22 protein-coding genes are annotated in these 22,153 nt (G+C 71.9%); 20 read left to right on the top strand and 2 right to left on the bottom strand.

The features are described 5' to 3' along the window. Positions 1–709 precede the first annotated feature (709 nt). Positions 710–2,149 carry an HNH endonuclease signature motif containing protein gene (locus FRADC12_RS24880; protein ID WP_502685286.1) on the top strand — a complete coding sequence of 480 codons (1,440 nt, stop codon included), beginning with the start codon at positions 710–712 and terminating at the stop codon, positions 2,147–2,149. Positions 2,150–2,283: 134 nt separating this feature from the next. After that, positions 2,284–3,042 (top strand): class I SAM-dependent methyltransferase, encoded by a 759-nt coding sequence (locus FRADC12_RS24885; RefSeq protein ID WP_045878446.1) that lies wholly within the window; start codon positions 2,284–2,286, stop codon positions 3,040–3,042. A 162-nt stretch (positions 3,043–3,204) separates the two neighbouring features. On the opposite strand, the gene FRADC12_RS30470 is transcribed toward FRADC12_RS24885, so the two are convergent. Then, a complete protein-coding gene (locus FRADC12_RS30470; RefSeq protein ID WP_502685287.1) occupies positions 3,205–3,708 on the bottom strand; it encodes a VOC family protein in 504 nt (167 codons plus the stop codon). 149 nt (positions 3,709–3,857) lie between these two features. Between FRADC12_RS30470 and FRADC12_RS35155 the strand changes: the two genes are divergently transcribed. Together FRADC12_RS35155 and FRADC12_RS35160 are read left to right on the top strand one after the other, a co-directional pair. Next, positions 3,858–4,337, top strand: a complete 480-nt coding sequence (locus FRADC12_RS35155; protein ID WP_232304023.1) for an LLM class flavin-dependent oxidoreductase — start codon at positions 3,858–3,860, stop codon at positions 4,335–4,337. Beyond that, positions 4,327–4,545 carry a hypothetical protein gene (locus FRADC12_RS35160; RefSeq protein WP_232304024.1) on the top strand — a complete coding sequence of 73 codons (219 nt, stop codon included), beginning with the start codon at positions 4,327–4,329 and terminating at the stop codon, positions 4,543–4,545. Before FRADC12_RS35155 ends, FRADC12_RS35160 begins: the two co-directional genes overlap by 11 nt. A gap of 146 nt (positions 4,546–4,691) precedes the next feature. Here FRADC12_RS35160 and FRADC12_RS31750 read toward each other — a convergent pair whose 3' ends face one another. After that, a complete protein-coding gene (locus tag FRADC12_RS31750; protein ID WP_045878448.1) occupies positions 4,692–4,898 on the bottom strand; it encodes a hypothetical protein in 207 nt (68 codons plus the stop codon). Positions 4,899–5,164: 266 nt separating this feature from the next. Here FRADC12_RS31750 and FRADC12_RS24905 point away from each other — a divergent pair, with 266 nt between their 5' ends. The 16 genes from FRADC12_RS24905 to FRADC12_RS24975 all read left to right on the top strand — a co-directional run bounded on the left by FRADC12_RS24905 (position 5,165) and on the right by FRADC12_RS24975 (position 22,081). Further along, a complete protein-coding gene (locus FRADC12_RS24905) occupies positions 5,165–5,986 on the top strand; it encodes an amidohydrolase family protein (protein ID WP_232304025.1) in 822 nt (273 codons plus the stop codon). A 222-nt stretch (positions 5,987–6,208) separates the two neighbouring features. Next, positions 6,209–6,769 (top strand): MFS transporter, encoded by a 561-nt coding sequence (locus FRADC12_RS28730; protein WP_052711145.1) that lies wholly within the window; start codon positions 6,209–6,211, stop codon positions 6,767–6,769. After that, positions 6,766–7,671, top strand: a complete 906-nt coding sequence (locus tag FRADC12_RS28735) for an MFS transporter (RefSeq protein WP_157489025.1) — start codon at positions 6,766–6,768, stop codon at positions 7,669–7,671. Before FRADC12_RS28730 ends, FRADC12_RS28735 begins: the two co-directional genes overlap by 4 nt. 110 nt (positions 7,672–7,781) lie before the next feature. Next, a complete protein-coding gene (locus tag FRADC12_RS24915; protein ID WP_084011171.1) occupies positions 7,782–8,786 on the top strand; it encodes a LysR family transcriptional regulator in 1,005 nt (334 codons plus the stop codon). A 295-nt stretch (positions 8,787–9,081) separates the two neighbouring features. Then, the gene (locus FRADC12_RS24920; RefSeq protein ID WP_045878450.1) at positions 9,082–9,918 is read left to right on the top strand and encodes an MBL fold metallo-hydrolase; all 837 of its coding nucleotides are present in this window, start codon (positions 9,082–9,084) and stop codon (positions 9,916–9,918) included. Further along, the gene (locus tag FRADC12_RS24925) at positions 9,918–11,294 is read left to right on the top strand and encodes an ABC transporter substrate-binding protein (RefSeq protein WP_045878451.1); all 1,377 of its coding nucleotides are present in this window, start codon (positions 9,918–9,920) and stop codon (positions 11,292–11,294) included. Before FRADC12_RS24920 ends, FRADC12_RS24925 begins: the two co-directional genes overlap by 1 nt. Before the next feature lie 4 nt (positions 11,295–11,298). Beyond that, the gene (locus FRADC12_RS24930; RefSeq protein ID WP_052711147.1) at positions 11,299–12,237 is read left to right on the top strand and encodes a carbohydrate ABC transporter permease; all 939 of its coding nucleotides are present in this window, start codon (positions 11,299–11,301) and stop codon (positions 12,235–12,237) included. A 4-nt stretch (positions 12,238–12,241) separates the two neighbouring features. Continuing rightward, positions 12,242–13,147, top strand: a complete 906-nt coding sequence (locus FRADC12_RS24935; protein ID WP_232304026.1) for a carbohydrate ABC transporter permease — start codon at positions 12,242–12,244, stop codon at positions 13,145–13,147. Then, the gene (locus FRADC12_RS24940) at positions 13,144–14,514 is read left to right on the top strand and encodes an ABC transporter ATP-binding protein (RefSeq protein ID WP_084011172.1); all 1,371 of its coding nucleotides are present in this window, start codon (positions 13,144–13,146) and stop codon (positions 14,512–14,514) included. Before FRADC12_RS24935 ends, FRADC12_RS24940 begins: the two co-directional genes overlap by 4 nt. A gap of 586 nt (positions 14,515–15,100) precedes the next feature. Next, positions 15,101–16,372, top strand: a complete 1,272-nt coding sequence (locus tag FRADC12_RS24945) for a cytochrome P450 (RefSeq protein ID WP_084011173.1) — start codon at positions 15,101–15,103, stop codon at positions 16,370–16,372. 37 nt (positions 16,373–16,409) lie between these two features. Beyond that, positions 16,410–17,663 carry a cytochrome P450 gene (locus FRADC12_RS24950; protein ID WP_045878453.1) on the top strand — a complete coding sequence of 418 codons (1,254 nt, stop codon included), beginning with the start codon at positions 16,410–16,412 and terminating at the stop codon, positions 17,661–17,663. Continuing rightward, positions 17,664–19,352 (top strand): AMP-binding protein, encoded by a 1,689-nt coding sequence (locus tag FRADC12_RS24955; RefSeq protein ID WP_045878454.1) that lies wholly within the window; start codon positions 17,664–17,666, stop codon positions 19,350–19,352. It abuts the gene before it with no gap. 102 nt (positions 19,353–19,454) lie between these two features. After that, a complete protein-coding gene (locus tag FRADC12_RS24960; RefSeq protein WP_045878455.1) occupies positions 19,455–20,243 on the top strand; it encodes a ferritin-like domain-containing protein in 789 nt (262 codons plus the stop codon). Then, on the top strand, positions 20,240–20,929 hold the full coding sequence (locus FRADC12_RS24965) for a PaaI family thioesterase (RefSeq protein WP_045878456.1): 690 nt from the start codon (positions 20,240–20,242) through the stop codon (positions 20,927–20,929). Before FRADC12_RS24960 ends, FRADC12_RS24965 begins: the two co-directional genes overlap by 4 nt. Continuing rightward, positions 20,913–21,176: an acyl carrier protein gene (locus FRADC12_RS24970; RefSeq protein WP_045878457.1), complete on the top strand. Its 264-nt coding sequence runs from the start codon at positions 20,913–20,915 to the stop codon at positions 21,174–21,176. The genes FRADC12_RS24965 and FRADC12_RS24970 overlap by 17 nt, the downstream gene beginning before the upstream one ends. Then, a complete protein-coding gene (locus FRADC12_RS24975; protein ID WP_045878458.1) occupies positions 21,173–22,081 on the top strand; it encodes an SAM-dependent methyltransferase in 909 nt (302 codons plus the stop codon). The genes FRADC12_RS24970 and FRADC12_RS24975 overlap by 4 nt, the downstream gene beginning before the upstream one ends. The last annotated feature ends 72 nt before the right edge of the window (positions 22,082–22,153 follow it).

Consider the following 22,153-nt stretch of genomic DNA (forward strand, 5'->3'; position numbering starts at 1 on the left):
GAACAGCCTGACGGTCCCCAGACGGCGGACGTGGTCTTCAATGGTTGGCCGTCGACGTTCCCGCCGCCATCGGCAGTCCGGTTCGCTTGACGTCGTGCCAGATGAGCATTCGTGGGGCTGCTTCGGCGGCCCAGGAACCAGTCGAGCGGGGTTTCTCAAGTCGGCCGTCGCTTCGTCGATGGCCGCCGCTCAGGGGGAGCATTGCCCCGCAGGTCCAGATGCATTGAAACCAGCCCTATACTCAAATACTCAGGGAGCCGCCGAATAATGACGTGCATCTAGGAAATCGAGAGGATGTCGCAGGTCGCAGGGGCGTTCGCGACCAGAAGCGCAGAAATGATCTTGACTCCGCTCAAGCCAACCCGTTCATGCTGCCACCCGCCATCACCTCCACTGCCACGGTGAATATATGGCGGAGAGATCAGCTTCAGTCTGGGAGTTGTCCACAGGTCCCGCTCCGACGGTTTGCGGCTGAGCGGGAAACCGCTAGGTTGGACGCATGTTCGATACGTTGGACGGCCCTGATCCGTCGCTCGCAATGTCATCGAGCCTATTTTCACCGCCTCCGTCGTCGCCGCGTTCAGCGTCGTCGCTCCTGTTGTCGTCGTCCGAACTGCCACAGCCTCGCGTTTCACAGGCCCCGTCGTCGCCGTTGCCTTCGTCGAGAGCCTTTTCGGCCTCTCCTCCGAATCGCCTCCCGGGTACACCCGTGTTCCACCAGTCACCTGTCCATCAGGGGGCCATCGGCCCGCCGGGCGACGATGGACTCGCTGGTGTCCCGTCCCCCGAGGGCGTTCTGGCGGTCGATGGCGACCGGGTCGGTGATCTGCTCGGCCGGCTGGGGTTGGTCGACGGGGTGTTCGACGAGGTGCTGGCCGGGCTGGCCTCGTGTGACGCGTCGGCGACGTTGACGCTGGCGGCCAGGTTGGCGCGGCTGACCGCCCGGTTGGAAGGCCTGACGATCCACACCCAGATGCACCTCGCTCGCCAGCGCCCCGCCAACCCGGCCGGGGGAGACGGCGAGCCGGGTGACCCGTACTCGCCGTTCGCCGCCGACGAACTCGCCGCCGAACTGGGCCAGTCCCCACGCACGATGTCCAGCCGGCTCACCACCGCCTGGGAGATCGCCCACGAACTCCCCGCCGCCCTTGCCGACCTGACCGCCGGGATGCTCGACCACACCCGCCTCACCGCGCTGCACCAACTCACCCGCTGCCTCACCACCGCGCAGCGCGCCACCATCGAGGCCGCCATGCTCGCCGGCAGCCGGCTGGCCTCCCCACCCCAATGGCGCCGCAAGATCCACCGACTCGTCTCCCGGCTCGACCCACAGGCCGCCGCGAAACGCCGCCGCCACGCCCACACCCAACGCAGCATCAGCCTTCAACCTCTCGAAGACGGCATGGCCCTGCTCACAGCCGTTCTCCCGGCCGAAGACGCCCAGGCGATCTACGACCGGATCCACCAGATCGCCAGGTCCGACGCCCCCGTGGCCGGCGACACCCGGCCGATCGACGCCCGCCGCGCCGACGTCCTCACCGCACTGCTCCTCGGCAACCGCCGCGAACACGTCAGCGTCGAACTCCAGGTCATCGCCCCTGTCGGAACCCTGGCCGGACTCGACGACAACCCGGCCGAACTCGCCGGCTACGGCCCCATCCCCGCCCACGTCGGCCGCGCACTCGCCGCCGACGCCCACTGGCGCCGCGTCCTCACCGACCCCACCACCGGCACCGTCCTCGACCTCGGCCACCGCCGAGTCCCCACCCCAGCACTCGCCCGCCTCATCCGCCACCAACAAACCCGCTGCCTCTTCCCCGGCTGCGGCATGCCCGCCACCCACACCGACATCGACCACACCATCGACCACGCCCACGGCGGCCACACCGCCCTCGACAACCTGGGCCTTCTATGTAGGCACCACCACCGCGCCAAACACCGAGCAAATTGGCAATTAGACCAACCGCGGCCCGGCGTGTTTGTCTGGACCTCCCCGACCGGCCGTGCCTACACCACGGACACGATCGCAAACGAGGAAGAAGTGAACACTCTGGTCGCCACGCGCACGACCGGCCGTGCCGATCCTCGGCGAACCCCGTCCATCATCCCTAACCAGCGGGGTTCCTCGGACATTCGATGCCCATTCTGACTGCCCGTCCCGCAGAGCAAGGCGTATGACCGTCGCAAACGAGCCCGCCCAGCCTTTTGGGACAACATCCAAGACGGCAGGCCAGGCGGCTCGCCGTGTAGCCTCATTGTTGCCGGCGAAGGAGGGGCTTTGCGGTGAGCGCGTGGGATGCCCGGTCGTATGACGTGGTCGCGGTGCCGCAGCAGACCTGGGGCGAAGATGTCGTGCGCCGGCTGCCGCCCGACGCCTGCGCCGGGCCGGCTGTCATCCTCGACGCCGGCTGTGGGTCCGGCCGCGTGACCGAGTCGGTACTTGACCGCTTCCCGGACGCGAGGGTGATCACCGGCGAGGCCTCGCCGAGCATGCGCGAGCGGGCACATGAGCGGCTGGCGCGTTACGGCGATCGTGCACGGGTCGTCCCGCTCGACTTGGAGGACGACGCGCTGCTCGCCGTGAACGACGGGCGGCCGTTCGACGCGGTGTTCTCCACCGGGACCTTCCACTGGATCCGAGACCACGCCTCGATGTACCGGCGTCTGGCGGCCGTGCTGCGCCCCGGTGGCACGCTGGTCGCGCAGTGCGGCGGAGACGGCAGCGTCGCCGGGGTCCGCGCGATCGTGGACGATCTCGGGATCGACTGGCGACGCCTGAACCGTTATGCAGGCGGGGAAGAGACGCTCGGCTGGCTGCGCGACGCTGGCTTCCGCGACGTGTGGGCGTGGCTGGCGCCCGAGCCGGTCGACTTCGACGACCGTGCGGCGGCGGTCGAGTATCTGCTCGACGGCGTGCTCGCGCCATACGTCGCAGAGCGGCCGGCGGGCGAGCAGCGCGAGATCGCCGAAACCGTGGCCGACCGGCTCGGCGAGCTGCGTGTCATGTTCGTGCGCCTCAACATCCTTGCCCGCCGCGCCTGATCGCGAAGACGCGCGCATGGGGTCTGGCCGCCGGCCGACGATTCCTGAATTCCGTTGGACTCCGGGCGGCGCAGGAGACCTGGGCCAGCGTCCGCGGTGATCTCGACGGGCGGCGCGACCTCGACCTCGGCACCGGCGACAACCTCGGCTGCGCCGGTCAGCTCAGGCGTCGGCCAGCGCATGCAGGTCGACGTGGTTGCCGTCGGGGTCGGCGACCGTGGCGTAGCGCTGGCCCCAGAAGGCGTCCCACGGCGGGCGTTCCCCGGTGTAGCCGGCGTCGGTGAACTCGGCGTAGACCTTGTCGACCTCGGCCGGGTCCGCACAGGCGAACGCGAGGGCGAGCCGGGGGTGCCGGTGCCCGCGCGCCAGCCGGGGTCGAACGAGCGGATCGTCGCGTCGGTGTCGAAGGCGAGGCGTCCGTTGGGAGTCGTCACCTCGACGTGCGGCTCCGCGTCGGCCACCGCCGGGATCTCCAGGCCGAGCCGGCGGTAGAAGGCCAGGCCCCGCGCCATGTCGGACACCACGATTCCGGTCAGTGAGAACGTAGGCATGCGTAGACCAAAAGCTCACCGCACCCGGTCCGGCTTGAACGAATCGGACGTCGCGCCGGCGAGGCCCACCGGCGGCGCGGACGGTGCCCGCCGGTGCGGCGGGCATCGGTAACATCCCCGCGTGCGTTACGGGATCTCTGTGCCCAATCTCGACGAGTTCGCCGATCCGCGCCGGGTCGCCGAACTGGCCTGGCGAGCCGAGGCAGCCGGGTGGGACGGCTTCTTCGTCTGGGACCACGTGGTCTTCCCGTAGGGACGCACCAGGTGGCCGACCCCTGGGTCGTGCTGACGACGGTGGCCCTGGCGACCGAGCGCATCAGGTTCGGCCCGCTGGTCACCGCCATGGCCCGGCGCAGGCCCGGCACCCTGGCGCGTCAGACCACGTCGCTGGACCGGCTCTCGGGCGGGCGGCTGGTGTTCGGCGCGGGGCTGGGGTTCACGCTCGCGGCCGAGTTCGGCACCTGGGGCGAGCCGGTGGAGCCGAAGGTCGTCGCGCGCCGGCTGGACGAGGGCCTGGATGTGCTCGCCGGGCTGTGGTCGGGGCAACGGGTCGACTTCCGCGGCGAGCAGGTCACCGCCCTGGACGTGACGTTCCAGCCGACCCCGGCGCAGCGGCCCCGGCCGCCGGTCTGGATCGGCTGCAACTGGCCGGCGCGCCGGGCGGCCCGGGTGGGACGGCGTGGTGCCGATGGTGGTCAGCGCCGACGACGGGTCCTGGAAGCCGACGCCGGACGTGGTCACTGAGATCGTGGCGGCCGTCCGGGAGCAGCGTGCCAGCGACGAGCCGTTCGACGTGGTCATCACGGACCGGACCGAGGCGGACGCACCGGCGGCGGCGCGCGACACGGTCGAGTCGATCGCCGCGGCCGGCGCGACGTGGTGGATGGAAGGGCCGGCGCCGGACGAGTACGCCGCCGCGCTCCGCCGGATCGAGGCCGGCCCGCTGCCCTGACCCCCTGGGCGACGGGGACGCCCGGCCGCTCGAAGCGGACCGGGCGCGGCGACGGCTGGCTCGACCACAGTTTCGGGCACGCTCACGGTCTCCCTGGAAGCCATGATCCGACGCCGTGGAAGGGCGTCCGACACCGTGGAAGGACGTCAGGCGCGCAGGCGGACCGGAAGCGTTTCCAGGCCGCGGATGGCGACCGTGTCGCGCCAGGCGGGCTCGCCGGTGAGCGCCAGCGCGGGGGAGCGGCGCGGCAGCGCGTCGAGGGCCAACTGGGTCTCGAGGCGGCCGAGGCGCGCGCCACAGCGCGATCTGGTCGGGATTGCGGGCAGGGCGACGACGCCCTTTCCCCGGCCCACAGTGCCTCAGTGAAGACCGCGGAGCGCTCCCCGTAACGGGTCGCCATGAGAATACCCGGCCTGATCGGGTACAGTGCGGCGAATTCGCGGGCGGCCGCGTACCGGGGACAGGGATTCGAGCGATGCCTGGGGTGAAAAGCGTCGAAGACAACTTCCGGCGCGGTGGACACGTCCCCGCCCTCTCGCGGCACGGATATCTTAGGGTAATTCCGTCAGAATGGCGCTGATGACCGCCGTCTGGGCTGCCGAGCGGTCGGGGAGAAAGGGTGACGGCTGTGCCGGTCATCGACGCGTGGCTGCAGCATCCGACGTTGCGCCACGCCAACCATGAGATGTTCGCGTCGCTGCGCAGATGGACCGGTCGTGAGCTGCTGACCGCGGAGCCGCCGGTCGAGGCGACGCTCGCCGCGCTGCGGGCGGCCGAGGTGGAGATCGGGCTCGCCGCCGCCTGGTACGGGCCGCAGGGGCCGCTGATCAGCAACGACGAGGTGGCCGGGTTCGTCGCCGAGTCCGGCGGGCGGCTGCGCGGGGTGGCCGGGGTGGACCTCACCCGGCCGGTCCAGGCCGTGCGGGAGCTGCGCCGCGCGGTGCGGGAGCTGGGCTTCGTGGCGCTGCGCGTCGTGCCCTGGCTGTGGCAGCTCCCGCCGACCGACCGGCTGTACTACCCGCTGTACACGGCCTGCGTCGACCTCGGCATCCCCTTCTGCACCCAGGTCGGCCACACCGGCCCGCTGCGCCCGTCCGAGACCGGCCGGCCCATCCCGTACATCGACCAGGTCGCCCTCGACTTCCCCGAGCTGACCATCGTGTGCGGGCACATCGGCTACCCGTGGACGACGGAGATGATCGCCGTCGCCGACAAGCACACCGGGGTGTATATCGACACCAGCGCCTACACGACCCGCCGCTACCCGGCGGAGCTGGTGGACTACCTGCGCGGTCGGGGTCGCCACAAGGTGCTCTTCGGCTCGAACTATCCGATGATCACGCCCGCCCGGGCGCTGGAGCACCTGGCGGACCTCGCGCTCGACGACCAGGCCCGCGAGCTGTTCCTGGCCGGCAACGCCCGGCGCGTCTTCTCACTGTGAGCGTTCCGGCCCGTCGTCACGAATCCCGCGTGGCCGCCTTCAGGCTATGGTTCTGGCGCTCGCGCGGCGGCCGGCGGGTATTACGGAAATTACGCGCGGATATTGTTCGGCGTTCACCTGAGGTTTGGTTCCGAGTCAGGTCGGGCCGCCCTACGCCTGTCGGTTCGCGATCGATCCGGTGCTGGTCTCGTCCGGCCGGTAAAAGGACCCCATCATGGAGGGATGTCGGCGACGACGTCCGAGATTCAGGGCCTGCGCACCGCGCCCGTACCTGGTCCGGTGGCCGGGCGTCTGTTCCTGCCTGTCGTGCTGTCCGGCAGTGGAATGGTCGTGCTCGACATCTTCATCGTGAACGCGGCCATACCCGCGGTCGAGCGGGATTTTCACGCCGCGCCGACCAGCCTTGAGTGGCTGGTCACCGGCTACAACCTGGCCTTCGCGGCGGCGATGATCACCGGGGGCCGGCTCGGTGACTGCTTCGGGCGGCGGCGGGTGTCCGCCTGCGGGCTCGCCGCGTTCACGGAGATGTCGGTCCTGTGCGGGGTCGCCGGCGGCACGGCGGCCCTGATCGCGGCGCGCGCCGGGCAGGGCCTGGCCGCGGCGGCGCTGGTACCGCGGGTCTCGGCGATCGTCAGCCTGACCTACCAGGGCGCCGCCCGGGCTCGCGCCCACATGTTCTACGCGCCGACCCTCTGCGGCGCGGCGGTCGCCGGCCAGATCATCGGGGGCGGCCTGATCGCCGCCGACGTGGCCGGTCTCGGGTGGCGGGCTGCTTCCTCGTGAACGTGCCGGTCGGCCTCGCCGCGCTGGCCCTCACCCGCCGGCACGTGCCGGCCGGCCGGGCGACCGGCCCGTCGCCTCGGCTGGACCTGGTCGGCGCCGGGCTGGTCACCGCCGCGCTCGTCGCCCTCGTGCTGCCGCTCGTCGAGGGGCCCGGCGAAGGCTGGCCCTGGTGGTCGTGGGGCTGCCAGGCGGCCGCGGCGGCGCTCTTCGCGGTCCTGGTTCCGGCGCAGCGGCGGATCGCGGCGCGCGGCGGGAGCCCGATCCTGCCGCTGGCGCTGTTCGCCGGGCGGGCTTTCGTCGTCGGCCTGGTAAACGTCGTCGTGTTCAACGCGTCCGTCGCGTCCTGGTTCTTCGTCCTGGCGCTGTACCTGCAGGACGGCCGGCATCTGAGCCCGCTGCGCGCCGGGCTGGTGTTCAGCGCGCTCAGCGGCGGGTTCCTGGTCACCTCCCTGCTCGCCGGCCGGGTGCTCGCCAGCCTCGGACGCCAGGTGCTCGCGCTCGGCGCCGGGCTGCGCGTCCTGGGCCTGCTGGCGCTCTGGGTGGTCGTGCGCGAGCACGGGACCGGCGGCGACATCCTCTGGGTCGTGTTGCCGATGGCGGCCGAGGGTGCGGGGCAGGGGCTCGTGACCGGCCCGCTGGTCTCCAGGGAGCTGCTCGGGGTCCGGCCGGCGGTCGCCGGTGCCGGGTCCGGCGTGCTCGTGTCCGCGCAGCAGGTGGGGAACTCCATCGGCGTCGCGGTGATCGGCGCGGTGTTCTTCGAGACCCGGCATTCCGACGGTTCGGTCGCGGCCGCGTTTGGTGTCGCCCTGCTCCTGCTCGCGGCACTGAGCCTGGCGCTGGCCGCGTTGGTCCAACTACTGCCGAATACACCGGCGTGGGGTGGCTGGCGCCGCTGGTTGTGAGACGGATGCCGCTGGGTGGGCACGGCCGTCGCGTCAGGAAGCCAGCTTCTCTCCATGTCCGCTTCATCTGCGGTTGCACCGGCCTGCCTACAGTCGGGGCGGGAGGTGTGATGGAGACCAAGCTGGAACTCAGACACCTGGTGTATTTCCTCGCGGTCGCGGACGAGCGACATTTTGGCCGGGCCGCCGCCAAGCTGTTCATCGGCCAACCGACGCTGAGTCAGCAGCTGCAGCGTCTCGAACGCCAACTCGGCGTGGAGCTGTTCGCCCGGACCTCGCACGACGTACGGCTGACCCCGGCTGGCCACGCTTTTCGGGCCGAGGCCGAGCAGGTACTCGAACACGCCCAGCGGGCCGTGGAGACGGCCCGTGAAGCCGCCTCCGGCCGGGTCGGGAAGATCACGATCGGCTTCAACTTCGCCGCCGGGCAGCAGGTCCTGCGCCCGACCCTGCGCCGGCTCGCCAGGGATTACCCGGGACTGTCGACCACGCTGTGGGAAGGCCTGAGCGGCCCCCAGCTCTCGGCCGTGTCCGAAGGCAGGATCGACGTCGCGCTCATCTACTCCAGCATTCCTCCCAAGCCGCTGCTGACCCGGCGGGTGTCGACCGCCTCCCTTTCCGGGATGGTGACGCGCCACCATCCGTGGGCCGGGCGGGAGGAGATCACCTTCTGTGAGCTCGCCGAGCAGCCCATCGTGCTGCCGCGCCGGGAACGCAGCCCGGCCATGTACGACGCGGTGTTCGCCGCCGCCGACCGCTGCGGGATCCCGCTGACAGTCGCGGCCGAGGTCGAGGACGCCGGTTCGACGGCGGTGATGGTGGAGGCGCTGCAGGCACTCGCCTTCATCTCGGACGCCCGGCCGCGGCGGCCGACCGAGGACCTGGTCGCGGTGCGGATCGTCGACCCGGTTCCCCGGGTCGGCGTCCGGGCCGTCTGGCGCCCGGACTCCCAGCCGGCCGTCGGCGCCTTCCTGGCCAGCCTGGAGGCCGCGGCGCCGTTCCCGTCGCAGCCGGGGGAGCGGGCCGTCCGCATTCCCGCCCAGGCCACCGAGGGCGGCTCCCGGCTCGGGGACCCCCGGCTCGGGGACCCCCGGCTCGGGGACCCCGAGGAGTAACGCCAGCACCACCCGGCCCGCGTGCTCGCCAGCTCCTGGCGGCCCGCGGCGGTCTGGCGCGCCCGGCCGGGCGCCCCTGGAAACCCGTGCCGGTGACGCTTTAGCACCACCGGGACAGCGTGGCTCGACCCACGCATGACGCCCCGACGACCGAAAGGTGAACAACTCGAAATCGAATGTGCGATCGTCCCATCACGAAATCGAGATTGTAGACCCGTACCCGCGCTGAGAGCATTTCCCCCGGAGTCGACCGGCCGAGGTCGGCTGGCACCGGACCTAGAGAAATGTGAACAGTATGCGGTTAACCGTTTTGGGCTGTCGTCAGGGAATGCCTGCGGACGGCCAGGCCAGCTCTAGCTACATGGTCTCGACGGGGTCGGCTCGCCTTCTGCTCGACTGCGGCCCCGGCGCGGCCACGGCGTTCAGCTCCATCGCGCATCCGAGTGATCTTGACGCCATAGTAATCAGTCACCTTCACGCGGACCACTGCTACGACCTGCTGACCCTCGGCAAGACGCTGCTTTCCGGACGCCTCCGTGACCCCGAGCGTTTCCCGACCCTGCGGGATGCCGCCCGGATGGAGTGGCCGCCAGTTCCGCTATACGTCCCGAAGGGGGGCAAGGCGAGGCTGGAAATTCTCGCCTCCGCTTTCCCCGTCCCGTCGTTCCCGATGCTCGACCGGTCGTTCGACGTCGCGTTCGAGGTCCACGAGTACGAGCCGGCGGACGCGTTCATTGTCGGCGACTGCAAGATCATCATGCACAAGCTGAACCATTCGCTGCCGAACTGCGGGACGCGTATCGAGAGTCCGGAGGGATCGTTCGCCTTCACCGGGGACACGGCCGCGACACCCGATCTCGTCCCGCTCGCCCAGGACGTCGACCTGTTCCTGGCCGAGGCGACCCTCGAAGAGCCCGACACCACCAACCACGGCCACCTCTGCGCCACCGAGGTGGGTGAGGTGGCCGCCGCGGCCGACGTGGCCCAGCTGGTCCTGACCCACTTCATCACCGCCGATGAGACCTGGCTGACGGCGCGCAAGGCCGACGCCGAGCGCTCCTACGGGGGCCCGGTGCACCTCGCCGCCCCCGGCCGAACCTTCGATATTCGTCCCGCGGGAGGGACCCGTTGATGCACCGAGAGCGCCTGACTCGCCGGGTCCGGCGAGCACGGACCGCGGCCGTCGCCCTGGTCGCCGCGACCACGCTGACCGCCCTGGCCGCCTGTGGCGGTTCGACCACCGGTTCGACGAACGCCGCGGCCACGACCGGCGCGGCCGGGGCGGCCACGGCCGACCCGAAGGTCACGATCAGCTTCCTGTCCTACAACTACGGGACGCCGGACATCGGCGGCCAGGGCACCCAGGCCCTGATCGACGCGTTCGAGAAGGCCCACCCGAACATCACCATCAAGCCCCAGGGCGTCGCGGTGGCCGACGTGCTGACCCACCTGCAGACCGACACGGCCGCCGGCACGCCGCCGGACGTGGCCCAGATCGGCTGGAGCAAGATGGCGGCCGCCTACCAGCTGCTGCCGATCGTCCCGGTCCAGGACATCCCGACCAAGGCCGACTGGGACACCTCGATGGCCGGGTTCTCCCAGCACCTGCTGTCCGCGGTGTCCGTGGGCGGCAAGGTGAAGGCGGTTCCCTACACGATCTCGATCCCGGTCATCTTCTACAATGCCGACCTGTTCAAGAAGGCCGGCCTCGACCCGGACAAGCCGCCGACGACCGTCGACGAGCTCAAGACCGACGCGCTCGCCATCAAGAGCAAGGCCGGCGCCGAGGGCGCGTACTTCGCCGTCGTCGACTCGGGCAAGTCGGACTACCTGACCCAGTCCGTGATCGCCAGCAACGGCGGCCAGGAGATCGGCTCTGACGGGATGCCGGCCTTCGACTCGCCCGCCGCGGTGAGCGCCCTGGGCGCCATGCAGGACCTGACCACCTCGGGCGCACAGCCGGCGATCACGGCGACGAGCGCCGTCGCGGCCTTCTCCGCGGGCAAGCTCGGCATGCTGGTCGGCAGCACCGCCGTCGCGGCCAGCCTGCTGAAGGCCTCGACCGGGAAGTTCGAGCTGCGCACGACGGGCTTCCCGAGCTTCGGGAGCAAGCCGGCGGCCCCGACCTACTCCGGCGCCGGCCTCGCCGTCCTGGCCAAGGACAAGACCCACCAGGCGGCCGCGTGGACGTTCATCAAGTTCCTGACCTCCGCCGAGGGTTTCACGATCATCACCTCGAAGATCGGGTACCTGCCGCTGCGGCCGGAGCTCGCGACCGACCCCAAGTACCTCCAGTCGTTCTTCGCGTCCAACAAGCTGCTGGCCCCGGCCCTGGCGCAGCTCGACAACGTCAGCCCGTACAAGTCGTTCGCAGGCAAGAACGCGAGCCAGGCGGTCGTCGCGCTGCAGGACGACGCGGTCGAGCCGATCGTGCTGCGCGGGGCGAACCCGGCGTCGACGCTGTCGTCGGTGGCGACCCAGGTGCGTGGCGTCCTCGGCCAGAAGTGATCGGATGAGCTCTCCGTCTCTGACGGCGGGGGAGCGTGGCGCCGTCCACGCCCCCCCGGTCGTCCGGCTGCGCGACCGGCCCCGCCCGTGGCTCTACCTGACCCCGTTGATCATCGCGCTGCTCGTCTGGGTGTACGGGCCGCTGGTGTTCACCGGGGTACTGAGCTTCATGAGCTGGAACCTGACCGCCCCCCACCCGTCCTGGCTCGGGACGGCCAACTACGCCCGGCTGGCGCACGAGCCCAAGTTCCACCAGGCCGGCTGGAACACGCTGGCCTACGCGCTGGAGATGCTGCCGTTCGCCACGGTCGTGCCGATGGCGCTGGCGATCGCGCTGTGGAAGCGGCCCGGCCGGGTCAGCAAGATCCACCGGACGCTGCTGTTCCTGCCGGTGGTGGTGGCGCCGGTGGCCACGGCCATCACCTGGCAGTTCCTGCTCGACCCGCTGTCCGGGCTGGTCAACGTCATCGGGGGCTGGTTCGGCTTCGGCCCGCGCAACTGGCTCGGCGACCCGTCCAGCGCGCTCTCCGTCATCGTGCTGATCACCGCCGTGAAGATCGTCGCGCTCAACGTGCTGCTGTTCGGCGCGGCGCTGGCGAACCTGGACCGCTCGGTGGTCGAGGCGGCCAGGCTCGACGGGGCGACCGAGTGGGAGATCACCCGGCATCTCGTGCTGCCCCACCTGCGGCGCACGGTCGTGCTGCTCGCGATGCTGTCGTTCGTCGTGGTCTGGCCGTGGATCTTCGCAAACGTCGCGGTGCTGACCCAGGGCGGCCCGGACGGGGCGACCGACAACCTCTACTACCGGCTGTTCACGTACGCGTTCACGTTCTTCGACGCGGGCACCGCCTCGGCCGCCGCCGTCGTCATCACCGGCGGGCTCGCGGTGGTGCTCGGGCTCGGGGCGCTGGTCACCAGACGGAGGCAGCATGCCATCGGCTAGCGCTGTGACTGCCACCGGAGGCACGGAGCAGCGGCTGACGCCAGCCCCGCCGCGTGCGGGCGCCGTTCCGGCGCGCTCGACGGCGGCCCGGCGGGTCCGCCCGGCCGTCCGGGCGATCGTCCATCACGGGTTCCTGCTGGTCGCGGTGGCCGTCATGGTGCTGCCCGTGGTGTGGGCGCTGCTGGCGTCGTTCAAGACGCCGGGCGGGATCTTCGACCAGAACCCGCTCCCGCTGCCCCCGACCGTCGACAACTACCGGGTGGCGACCCAGGCCTTCCCGGTCTGGCGCCTGCTGCTCAACACGACGGTGATGGCGGCCGGGGTCACGCTGCTGCAGCTGCTGGTCGCGGTGCCCGCCGGGTACGCGCTGGTCCGGTTCCCACCGCGGGCCCACCGGGTGCTGACCGCGCTCATCGCGGTGACCCTGCTGGTCCCGACCCAGTCGCTGGTCATCCCGCTGTTCCTGATGGTCTCGCACCTGGGCTGGCGCAACACCTTCCCCGGGCTGATCCTGCCGCAGCTGGCCGGGACCGGCCTCGCGGTGATCCTGCTGCGCGACCACATCCGGGCGATCTCGCCGATGGTGCTGGGCGCGGCCGTTCTCGACGGCGCCCGGCCGGGGGAGGTGCTGCGGCTGGTGGCGCTGCCGATGCTGCGCCCGGCGCTCGGGGCCGTCTCGATCCTGCTGTTCATCAGCGCCTGGAACGAGTACCTGTGGCCGAGCCTGGCCGCCCCGGATGTCGACCACGCCACTATCCAGCCCGGCCTGGCGATCTTCCTGACCCAGGAGGGCCCCGAGTATGGGCCGCTGCTGGCGGGCTCGATGCTGGCGACGCTGCCGATCGTCGCCGTCTACTTCCTCGCCTCCCGCCGCGTCGCCGACGCCTTCATGCATAGCGGACTGAGATGACGTACACCGCCGAGACCGCCGAGACCGCCGAGACCGCCGAGACCGCCGAGACCGCCGAGACCGCAGTGACCGCCGAGACCGCAGTGACCACAGAGTCTCTTGAGACCGGCAGGACTCCGGGCCCCGCCGGGACGGGCGTGGCCGACGGTCAGGTGCCGGCGCCGCGCGCCGCGACCTCCAGCCGCGCGCCGGAGGGGATCACCCTTTCCGGGGTCGTGAAGCGCTACGGCGGCCAGGCGGCCCTCGACGTGCCGCACCTCGGCGTCCCGGCCGGCTCGTTCACGGTCGTGGTCGGCCCGTCCGGCTGCGGGAAGTCGACCGGCCTGCGGATCATCGCCGGCCTGGAGACGGCCGAGGCAGGCCGGGTGCTCATCGACGGCGCCGACGTGACCGGGCTGCCGGCCGGCGAGCGCGGGGTGGCGATGGTCTTCCAGGACTTCGCGCTCTACCCGCAGATGACGGTCGAGCGCAACATCTCGTTCGGCCTGCGGCTCGCCGCCCGGCATGACCGGCGCCACGGCCCGAGCCGCGACGAGATCGAGAGCCGGGTCGCCGAGGCCTGCGCGCGCCTGGGCCTCGCGGACCTGCGCCGCCGGCTGCCCCGCCAGCTCTCCGGCGGGGAGCGCCAGCGGGTCGGGCTCGCCCGGGCGATCGTGCGCCGCCCGGCGGTCCTGCTCCTCGACGAGCCGCTGTCAAGCCTGGACGCCCAGCTGCGCCAGCGGGCCCGGGCCGAGCTGGTCCGGCTGCACCGCGAGCTCGCCAACACGGTCGTGCTGGTCACCCACGACCAGCTCGAGGCCCTATCGATGGGTACGAACCTGGTCGTCATGAACCGCGGCCGGGTGGTCCAGACCGGGCCGCCCGAGGAGGTCTACCGCTATCCGGCGGACACCTTCGTGGCGACGTTCCTGGGCAGCCCCCCGATGAACCTGCACACGGTGACACCGAGCGACGACGGGCGGACACTGGCCGGTCTGGGGATGGCCGCCCGGCTGCCCGCGCGTTCGGCGGGGCCGGTGCTGCTGGGGTGGCGGCCGGCCGATGGCCTCGTCGAGCCGGTGGACGCCCCCGGGGCCGGCCCGGCCGGCGGCCTCGACGGGAACACGGCGCTGACGCCCGACGGCCCAGGGGTCGTGCTGTGCGGCGTCGCGGACGTCGTCGAGTTCACCGGCGACGGCACCGTCGTGACCTGCGTCAGCCCTGGTGAGGACACCCCGTGGGCCGTGAGCATCCCGGGCCGTGACCGGGTGCCGGCGGTCGGGGACGCGATGCGGGTCCGGGTCGCGGCCGAGCGGGTGCACCTGTTCGACCCGGACAGCGGGCGCCGCGTCGACGAGGGGACCGCCGGGGACGTCACGGCCCAGTGAGGACGGCACCGGGCGCCCCCGCCGGGGCGTCCGGGCCGCGAACAGAAACGCGCCAGTATTCGACCAGCTGGTTGCGTGTGCGGAAATGTCTGGTCGCCCGGGCCGGTCGCCGTCGACAGTCAGTGTGCGCTTGAGCCCGCGCGCCTCTTTTTACCTCATCGTTACTTTTACCCGGCGGTGTCCGGACGGTACTTGCGCGGCGATAGATCGATTGTATCGATCCATCGGCCTTGACTGCGAACCTGGTGGCGACAGAAACTCGACTCAGGCCCGCGGATATCGGCCAGTACCCGAATATCGGCGAACATCGAACAGCACTCCGCTCCTCGGACGGCGCCGCGCCACCTGGGAAACCGCCTCGTGGCCAGTCGAACTCCGGCGGAATTCCGCCGCCGCCGACCCCGTTCCCCCCTGCCGACCAGCGTGAGCCGGCCCTTTGTCAAATCGGCCGGAAAGCCGTCCGCGCCAAGGTGTGAACCGTCCCAGAACAATGCGCTCGCGAAATGGATGACGAGCGGCCCGCGCATGAACGCCTGTGATCAGCCGGAGCCGCGCCACCGGCTGATCCCCACGAGAGGAAGCGCACGTGGAGCCCACGACCACGCAGACGATGGCGACGCCCGCCGCCACCGGCTCGCTCTCCGGCTCGCTCTCCGTCGAGGAGGCGATCCTGGCCTCGTTCCTCCCCGAGGCCCGGCACGACCCGTACCCAGCCTACGACGTGCTCCGCGAGACGGGGCCCTTCGTGCCCGGCCCGTTCAGCCTCCAGATCGTGACCCGTTACGCCGAGGCCGACGCGGTGCTGCAGGACCACGCGTGGAGCCACGCCGCGGAGCCCGAGTTCCTGCACCCGGACAGCGACGGCTCGGACCTGCCCGCGTCGTTCCTCTGGATGGAGCCGCCGGACCACACCCGGCTGCGCCGCCTGGTCAGCAAGGCCTTCACGGCCCGCGGCCTCGAGACGCTGCGCCACCGGGTCGAACAGGTCGCCGCCGAGGTCGTGGACAACGCGATCAGCAAGGGCGAGATCGACGTCGTCGAGGATCTCGCCTACCCGCTGCCGCTGGCGATGATCGCCGAGCTGATCGGGGTGCCCCCGGAGGACCTCCCGTTCGTGCGGGCCAACTCGGCCGGCGTCGCCCGCGGCCTGGACCCCGACACCCTGCTGACCGCGGACGAGCTGAAGGCCCGGGCCGACGGAGCGCAGAACTTCCGCGACTACTTCGAGAAGATGGTCGCCGAGCGCCGCGCCCGCCCGAAGGACGACCTCATCACGGCGCTGGCCCAGGTCGAGGCCGGCGGCGACCGGCTGACCACCGGCGAGATGATCGCCACCCTCACCGTGCTCCTGATCGCCGGCCACGAGACCACGGTGAACCTGCTGGCCAACGGCGTGCTCTCGCTGACCCGCAACCCCGACCAGTTCGAGGTGCTGCGCGACAACCCCGGCCTGGCGCTGCCCGCGGTCGACGAGCTGATGCGTTACGACGGGCCCTCGCACGCGACCACCCGCAAGGCGGTCAAGGACGTGGAGATCTCCGGGCACAGCTTCAAGGAGGGCACCGGCGTGCTCATCCTGCTCGCCGCCGCCAACCGTGACCCGCGCGCGTTCCCCAACCCGGACAAGCTCGACCTCACCCGTTACGCGCAGTCGACGGCCGTGCCCCGTCATCTCGGTTTCGGTGTCGGCCATCACTACTGCATCGGCGCGCCGCTGGTCCGGCTCGAAATGGAGTGCATGTTGCGGGAGCTCGCCCGCCGGGCCCCGGTCATGACGCTGCTGGCCGACCCGCCGCCGTATCGGCCGAACATCGTCGTCCGGGGTATCGCGGAACTGCCGGTCCGTTTCGAGGCCTGATCACCGACCGCGACAACGAGATCGGAGTGAAGGCCTGATGGTGAACCCTGCCGTGGTCGCGAACGAGGTCGAGTTCGACGCCTTCGACCTCGGACACCGGGCCGACCCCTATCCCCGGTACCGGGTGCTGCGGGAGACGGCGCCGTTCTGCCCGGTCCGCCTCGGCGCGGCCCGGGTGACGGTGGCGACCACCTACGCGGGCTGCGCCGCCGTCCTGCAGGGCGCCGAATGGGGCCGGGGCTACGCCGACGGGCTCAACCCGTTCCGCCCCGGCGTCGCTCCCGGCGAGGTGCCCGGCGGCTCGTTCCTCGGGATGGACCCGCCCGGCCACACCCGGCTGCGCGCCCTGGTCAGCCGGGCGTTCACGCCCCGGGCGAGCCTGGCCGAGACGCCGTTCGTCCGGCTGGTGGCCGACCGTCTCGTCGACACGGCGGTGGCAGACGGGGGCCTCGACGTCGTCGCCGACCTGGCCAGGCCGCTGTCGGTGGCCGTCATGTGCCGCCTGCTCGGCGTCCCGGCCGCCGACGCACCGTCGTTCCTCGGCTGGGTTCAGGCGATCGCCCGGGGCACGGACCCCGACTACCTGCTCTCGCCGACGGACATCGTGGTCCGCACGGCCGCCGCCCGGGAACTCGGCCGGTACCTGTTCGAGCTGGTCACCGTCCGGCGGGTAGCGCCACGCGACGACCTGGTCAGCCGGCTGGCCGCGATCCAGCCCGACCTGGAGGTCCTGACCGAGCTGGAGATCGTCGAGCTTGTCGCGCTGCTGCTCGCGGCTGGCCTGGACACCACCGCCAACCTGGTCACGAACGGGGTGCTGGCGCTGCTGCGCCACCCCGACCAGCTGGCCCTGCTGCAGGAGCGGCCCGAGCTCATGCCCGCCGCGGTCGACGAGATGCTCCGCTACGACCCGCCGTCCCAGTTCGTCACCAGGGTGGCGCTGGCCGACACCACCGTCGGCGAGCGGCGGTTCAGCCGGGGTGACGGCGTTGTGGTGCTCAGCGCCTCCGGGCACCGCGACCCCGCAGCGTTCGCGGACCCGGACCGGTTCGACATCACCCGGTACGCGGCGTCGCCGCCCGCGCGCCGCCACCTCGGCTTCGCGCTCGGGCTGCACTACTGCCTCGGCGCGCCGCTCGCCCGAATCCAGGCCGAGGCCGCGATCGGCACCCTGCTGCGGCGCGGCGGCGACCTGCGGCTCGCGACCGAGGACGTCGAGTACCGGCCCAACGCGGCCCTGCGGGGTCTGCGGTCCCTTCTGGTGAACATCACCGCAGACAGGAGCACATAGATGCTCGCCGGTAGCGTCGGCAACCTCACCGACGGCCTGGCGGCGGCCGCCGCCGCCGGCTCCGCCTGCCCGCTGTCGTTTCCCTCCGTCGGCCGGGACCTCACCGTCGGCGAGCTGGCCACGGTCTCCCGGGCCGCGGCCGGCGCGCTGGCCGGGCGTGGGGCCGAGGGCGGCGAGCGGGTCGGGGTGCTCAGCCGCAACAGCCCGGACTTCCTCGTCGCGCTGTTCGCCGCCGTGGGGGTGGGCGCCGCGGCCTGCCCGCTGCCGCTGCCGACCTCGGCTCGGGACCTGTCCGGCTATGCCGGCCGGCTGTCCGGGATCGTCGCGGCCGCCGGCATCCGCCGGATCCTCGTCGGCGAAAAGCTCGGCGGGGTGGCCAGCCGGCTGGCGGGCGTGCTGGCCGGGGTGGAGCTGATCCCGCTGGGCAGCCTCACCGCCGAGGGCAGCGGCGCCGGCGGCCCGTCGCGGCTGCCCGAGGCCGGGCCGGACGAGCTCGCGGTCGTCCAGTTCACCTCGGGCAGCACGGCCGCGCCCAAGGGGGTGCGGCTGACCCACCGCAACGTCCTCGCCGGGGCCGCCGCGATCGCCGAGGGCATCGACATCCGGCCGGGCGAGGACCACGGGGCGCTGTGGCTGCCGATGTTCCACGACATGGGCCTGTTCGGCACCCTGGCCGGCATGTTCGCCGGGATCCCGATGACTGTCTGGAACCCCGGGGCGTTCGTGAAGGACCCGGCCCGCTGGCTGCGCGAGTTCGCCGCCTGCGGCGGGACGATCTCACCGGCGCCGAGCTTCGGGTACGAGTCGCTGGTCGAGGCCGTGCCCCGCGACGAGGTGCCCCGGCTGGACCTGCGCCGCTGGCGGGTCGCCCTCAACGGCGCCGAGCCGATCCCGATGGCCGGCCTCGAGCGCTTCCTGGAGCACTTCGCGCCGGCCGGTTTCGCGCCGTCGGCGATGCTGCCGGTCTACGGGATGGCCGAGGCGACGCTCGCGGTCACCTTCCCGCCGCTGGGGCGGTCCCCGACGGCGCTGTGGGTCGACCGCGACCGGCTGGCCGCGGACGGCCGGGCGGTTTTCGTGGCCCCGGACGACCAGCGGGCCCGTGGGCTGCCCGCGCTCGGCGGGCCGGTCCGCGGGGTCCGGGTCAGGGTGGTCGGCGCGCACGGCGGGCCGGTCGCGGACCGCGAGATCGGCGAGGTCGAGATCGCCGGCGACCCCGTCACCGCCGGCTACCTCACCGCGCCCGGAGCGCCGTCCGCGCCCGAGCCCGACGCGGACGGCTGGCTCGGCACCGGCGACCTCGGCTTCCAGCACGCGGGCGAGCTGTACGTGACCGGCCGGCGCAAGGAAATGATCATCGTGCGCGGGGTGAACTTCTATCCGGAGGACGCCGAGAGCGTGATCCGGGACGTCCCCGGCCTGCACCGCCGGCGCTGCGTCGCGTTCGCCGACACCGCCACCGACGGCACCGAGCAGATCACGGTCGTGGGGGAGAGCGCGCTGGCGGACCCGGCCGGCCGGGCCCGGCTTGCCGCCGAGCTGCGGGCCGCCGTGTCGGGCGCGCTGGGCCTCCAGGACGTCGCCGTGCACCTTGTCGGCCCCGATGACCTGCCCCGCACCTCCAGCGGGAAGTTCCAGCGGCTCGCCGCCCGGGAGCTGACCCGGGAGGCGGCCCGCCTGAACGCCTGACCCCAGCCCGGACGCCTGGGCGACGCTGGCCGCCTGACCGCCCTCGAAGCACCCGCCCGTATCCCCAGCCAGCCGCCGGCCCGCTCGACAGGAGATCCCCAGATGCACAGCTTCGACGTCTTCCACCACTACGAACGCAAGCACTGGCGCCTGGCTGACGTCCCGTGGCACGAGGTGCGCAAGGACCTCGTCCGGCCCGAGTACGTCACGATGGCCAAGAGCGCCGTCATGGGCGAGGCGAACTCGATCGCCGCGCAGCACGGGTTCCTCAACGAGTTCGACGACTACGACTTCTCGGCCTTCGTCGCGATCTGGGGCTACGAGGAGCTCCAGCACCACTTCGCGTTCCGGGCCTGGCTGAACGCGGTGGGCGCCGAGGTCAAGCCGGCGGCCGTCGAGGCGATGCGCGCGCCGTACGACCCCGGCACCACCCCGTGCGCCACGCTGGCGACGAACATCATCTCCGAGCTGACCGTGAACCACATCTACCGCGCGGTCGCGGCCTGGGTCCAGGAGCCGGTGCTGCGCGCCGTCATGAGCAGCGCCAGCCTCGACGAGGCCGGGCACGCCCGGGAGTTCCTGCACTTCGCGCGCAGGCGGCTCCAGGCGCACCCGGAGGAGCTCCCGTCGGTGCTGGAGACGCTGCACGTCTACACCGGCGAGCAGCGGATCAAGCACCCGGTCGGGGTGTTCAAGAGCGAGCTCGTCGCCCTGCGCGACCACGAGACGATCGACACCGCGTTCGAGATGTTCCTGGGGCAGGTCGCCACCACCGGCGAGCTGGAGAAGCTGCAGGACAACGTCCGCCGCGTGTTCGCGTCGCTGACAGGGATGGACGTCAGCTCCAACGCCCGGGTCCGCCGTCGGCTCGCGGAAGCCCTCGCCGCATGACGGTCGAGGACCAGGTCACCCACGAGCACACCGGCCACGAGCATGCCGCGCCGGGCCATATCGAGCTGCCCTGGTACGTCCTGCCGGACTACCGGTGCTTCGGCTGCTCGCCGCACAACCCGAGCGGGGTCCAGCTGCGGTTCACCCACCACGGCGACGGCCTGCGGACCGTGTTCCGGCTGGGGCGGGCGCACGAGTCCTACCCCGGTGTGGTCCACGGCGGGCTGCTCGGCGTGATCGCCGACGAGATCATGGGCAACCTGATCGTCCTGCGGACCGGCCAGATCCCCTTCACCACGGGCATGCGGGTGCGCTACGTCCTGCCGGTGACCGTCGGCGGCGGCTACGAGTGCGTCGCGACGGTCCGGGACGGCAAGGGGGTCCGGGACGGCAGAGGGGTCCGGGACGGCAGAGGGGTCCGGGACGGCAGGGGCCCGCTCCTGCACACCGAGGCGGAGATCCGTGAGGAGGGCGGCGACCTCGTCGCCACCGCCACGGCCAGCTACCAGACCGTCTCGCTCGACGAGGCCCGCGGCCGCATCTCGCTGGACGCGCCGGAGGCCGACCGCCTGCGCCAGGCGCTGTCGGCCGCCGTCGCGGCCACCGCCACCACCAGTCAGCCGACCAGCACCCAGCCAGCCAGCACCAGCGCTCTCGCGGAGGAACCCCATGTCAGTGTCGACTGACGAGCTCATCACCGAGATCACCGGGATCGTGGCGGAGGAGCTCGGCATCGCCGCCGAAGCCGTCTCGCCGGACGCCGACCTGCGTGCGGTCGAGGGCGCCGACTCGGTCAAGGTGCTGCGGGTCATCGCCCGCATCGAGCGCGCTCACGACGTCGAGCTGGAGGACGAGGAGGTCTTCGGCGCCTCGACGGTCCGCGAGGTCGCCGAGGTCCTGCGCAGCGCGCTCGCGGAATCGGCCGCCGTATGACCGCCGTGACCGGCCTGGCTGCCGGGACAGACCATGCTGCCGGGACAGACCATGCTGCCGGGACAGACGCTGTCGCCGAGACCGCGCAGACCAACCAGCACTACGACCTCGACCCGCGGATCTTCGGGCTGTTCCTCGACCCGATGCGCAAGTACTCCTCCGGCTACTACCGCAAGCCGGGCCTGACGCTGGCCGGGGCCCAGGTGGAGAAGCTGCACTTCGTGGCCGACCGCCTCGGCCTGCGCCAGGGCGGCCGCCTGCTCGACGTGGGCTGCGGCTGGGGCTCGCTGATCCTGTTCATGGCCGAGCACTACAAGGCGCGGGTTGTCGGGATCAGCCCGGCGGGCAACCAGCACGCCCATATCGCGGGGCGGGCCAAGGAGCTGGATGTCGCGGACCGGGTCCAGACCGTCCAGGGCCACTTCGAGCAGGCCGACCTGCCCGGCGGCCCGTTCGACGCGGTGACGATGCTCGGCTCGATTGTGCACATGCCCGACCTCGTGCACGTGATGCGCCGGGCCCGCTCGATGCTGCGCAAGGGCGGCCACTACTACGTCTCGGAGAGCTGCTTCCGCAACGCGGCCACCCGCGAGACGTTCGACCGTACGGTCGGGCTCGAGTTCGTCCGCAACTCGATCTTCGGCTGGGGCGACATGCGCCCGCTCTCGGACCTGGTCCGCGCGGCCGAGGACGCCGGGTTCTCCATCGTCAGCGTGGACGATCTGACCGACGACTACCGCCTCACGATCGACGAGTGGATCCGCAACGTCGACGCCAACGCCGACGCCATCGAGGAGATCTCACCGGGGATGTCGGCGACGCTGCGCCGCTACCTGGAGGTCGCCAACGCCGGCTGGGGCTACACGACCAAGCACTACGCGCTCGTCTGCCAGCGGTCCCGGTAGGCCCAGGCCGCTCACCGGGGCCTGCGGCCGAGGCGCCACCGCACCCGCGGGCCGTCGACAGGCCAGGCCCAC

The sequence above is a fragment of the Pseudofrankia sp. DC12 genome (genome assembly GCF_000966285.1).
Lineage (GTDB): Bacteria > Actinomycetota > Actinomycetes > Frankiales > Frankiaceae > Pseudofrankia.

Bases quoted from the DNA above. Each gene is read 5' to 3' on its own strand.
- FRADC12_RS30470 (WP_502685287.1), bottom strand. From the start codon at position 3,708: ATGTTACCGATGCCCGCCGCACCGGCGGGCACCGTCCGCGCCGCCGGT.
- FRADC12_RS28730 (WP_052711145.1), top strand. From the start codon at position 6,209: ATGTCGGCGACGACGTCCGAGATTCAGGGCCTGCGCACCGCGCCCGTA.
- FRADC12_RS24915 (WP_084011171.1), top strand. From the start codon at position 7,782: ATGGAGACCAAGCTGGAACTCAGACACCTGGTGTATTTCCTCGCGGTC.
- FRADC12_RS24920 (WP_045878450.1), top strand. From the start codon at position 9,082: ATGCGGTTAACCGTTTTGGGCTGTCGTCAGGGAATGCCTGCGGACGGC.
- FRADC12_RS24925 (WP_045878451.1), top strand. From the start codon at position 9,918: ATGCACCGAGAGCGCCTGACTCGCCGGGTCCGGCGAGCACGGACCGCG.
- FRADC12_RS24930 (WP_052711147.1), top strand. From the start codon at position 11,299: ATGAGCTCTCCGTCTCTGACGGCGGGGGAGCGTGGCGCCGTCCACGCC.
- FRADC12_RS24940 (WP_084011172.1), top strand. From the start codon at position 13,144: ATGACGTACACCGCCGAGACCGCCGAGACCGCCGAGACCGCCGAGACC.
- FRADC12_RS24950 (WP_045878453.1), top strand. From the start codon at position 16,410: ATGGTGAACCCTGCCGTGGTCGCGAACGAGGTCGAGTTCGACGCCTTC.
- FRADC12_RS24955 (WP_045878454.1), top strand. From the start codon at position 17,664: ATGCTCGCCGGTAGCGTCGGCAACCTCACCGACGGCCTGGCGGCGGCC.
- FRADC12_RS24960 (WP_045878455.1), top strand. From the start codon at position 19,455: ATGCACAGCTTCGACGTCTTCCACCACTACGAACGCAAGCACTGGCGC.
- FRADC12_RS24965 (WP_045878456.1), top strand. From the start codon at position 20,240: ATGACGGTCGAGGACCAGGTCACCCACGAGCACACCGGCCACGAGCAT.
- FRADC12_RS24970 (WP_045878457.1), top strand. From the start codon at position 20,913: ATGTCAGTGTCGACTGACGAGCTCATCACCGAGATCACCGGGATCGTG.
- FRADC12_RS24975 (WP_045878458.1), top strand. From the start codon at position 21,173: ATGACCGCCGTGACCGGCCTGGCTGCCGGGACAGACCATGCTGCCGGG.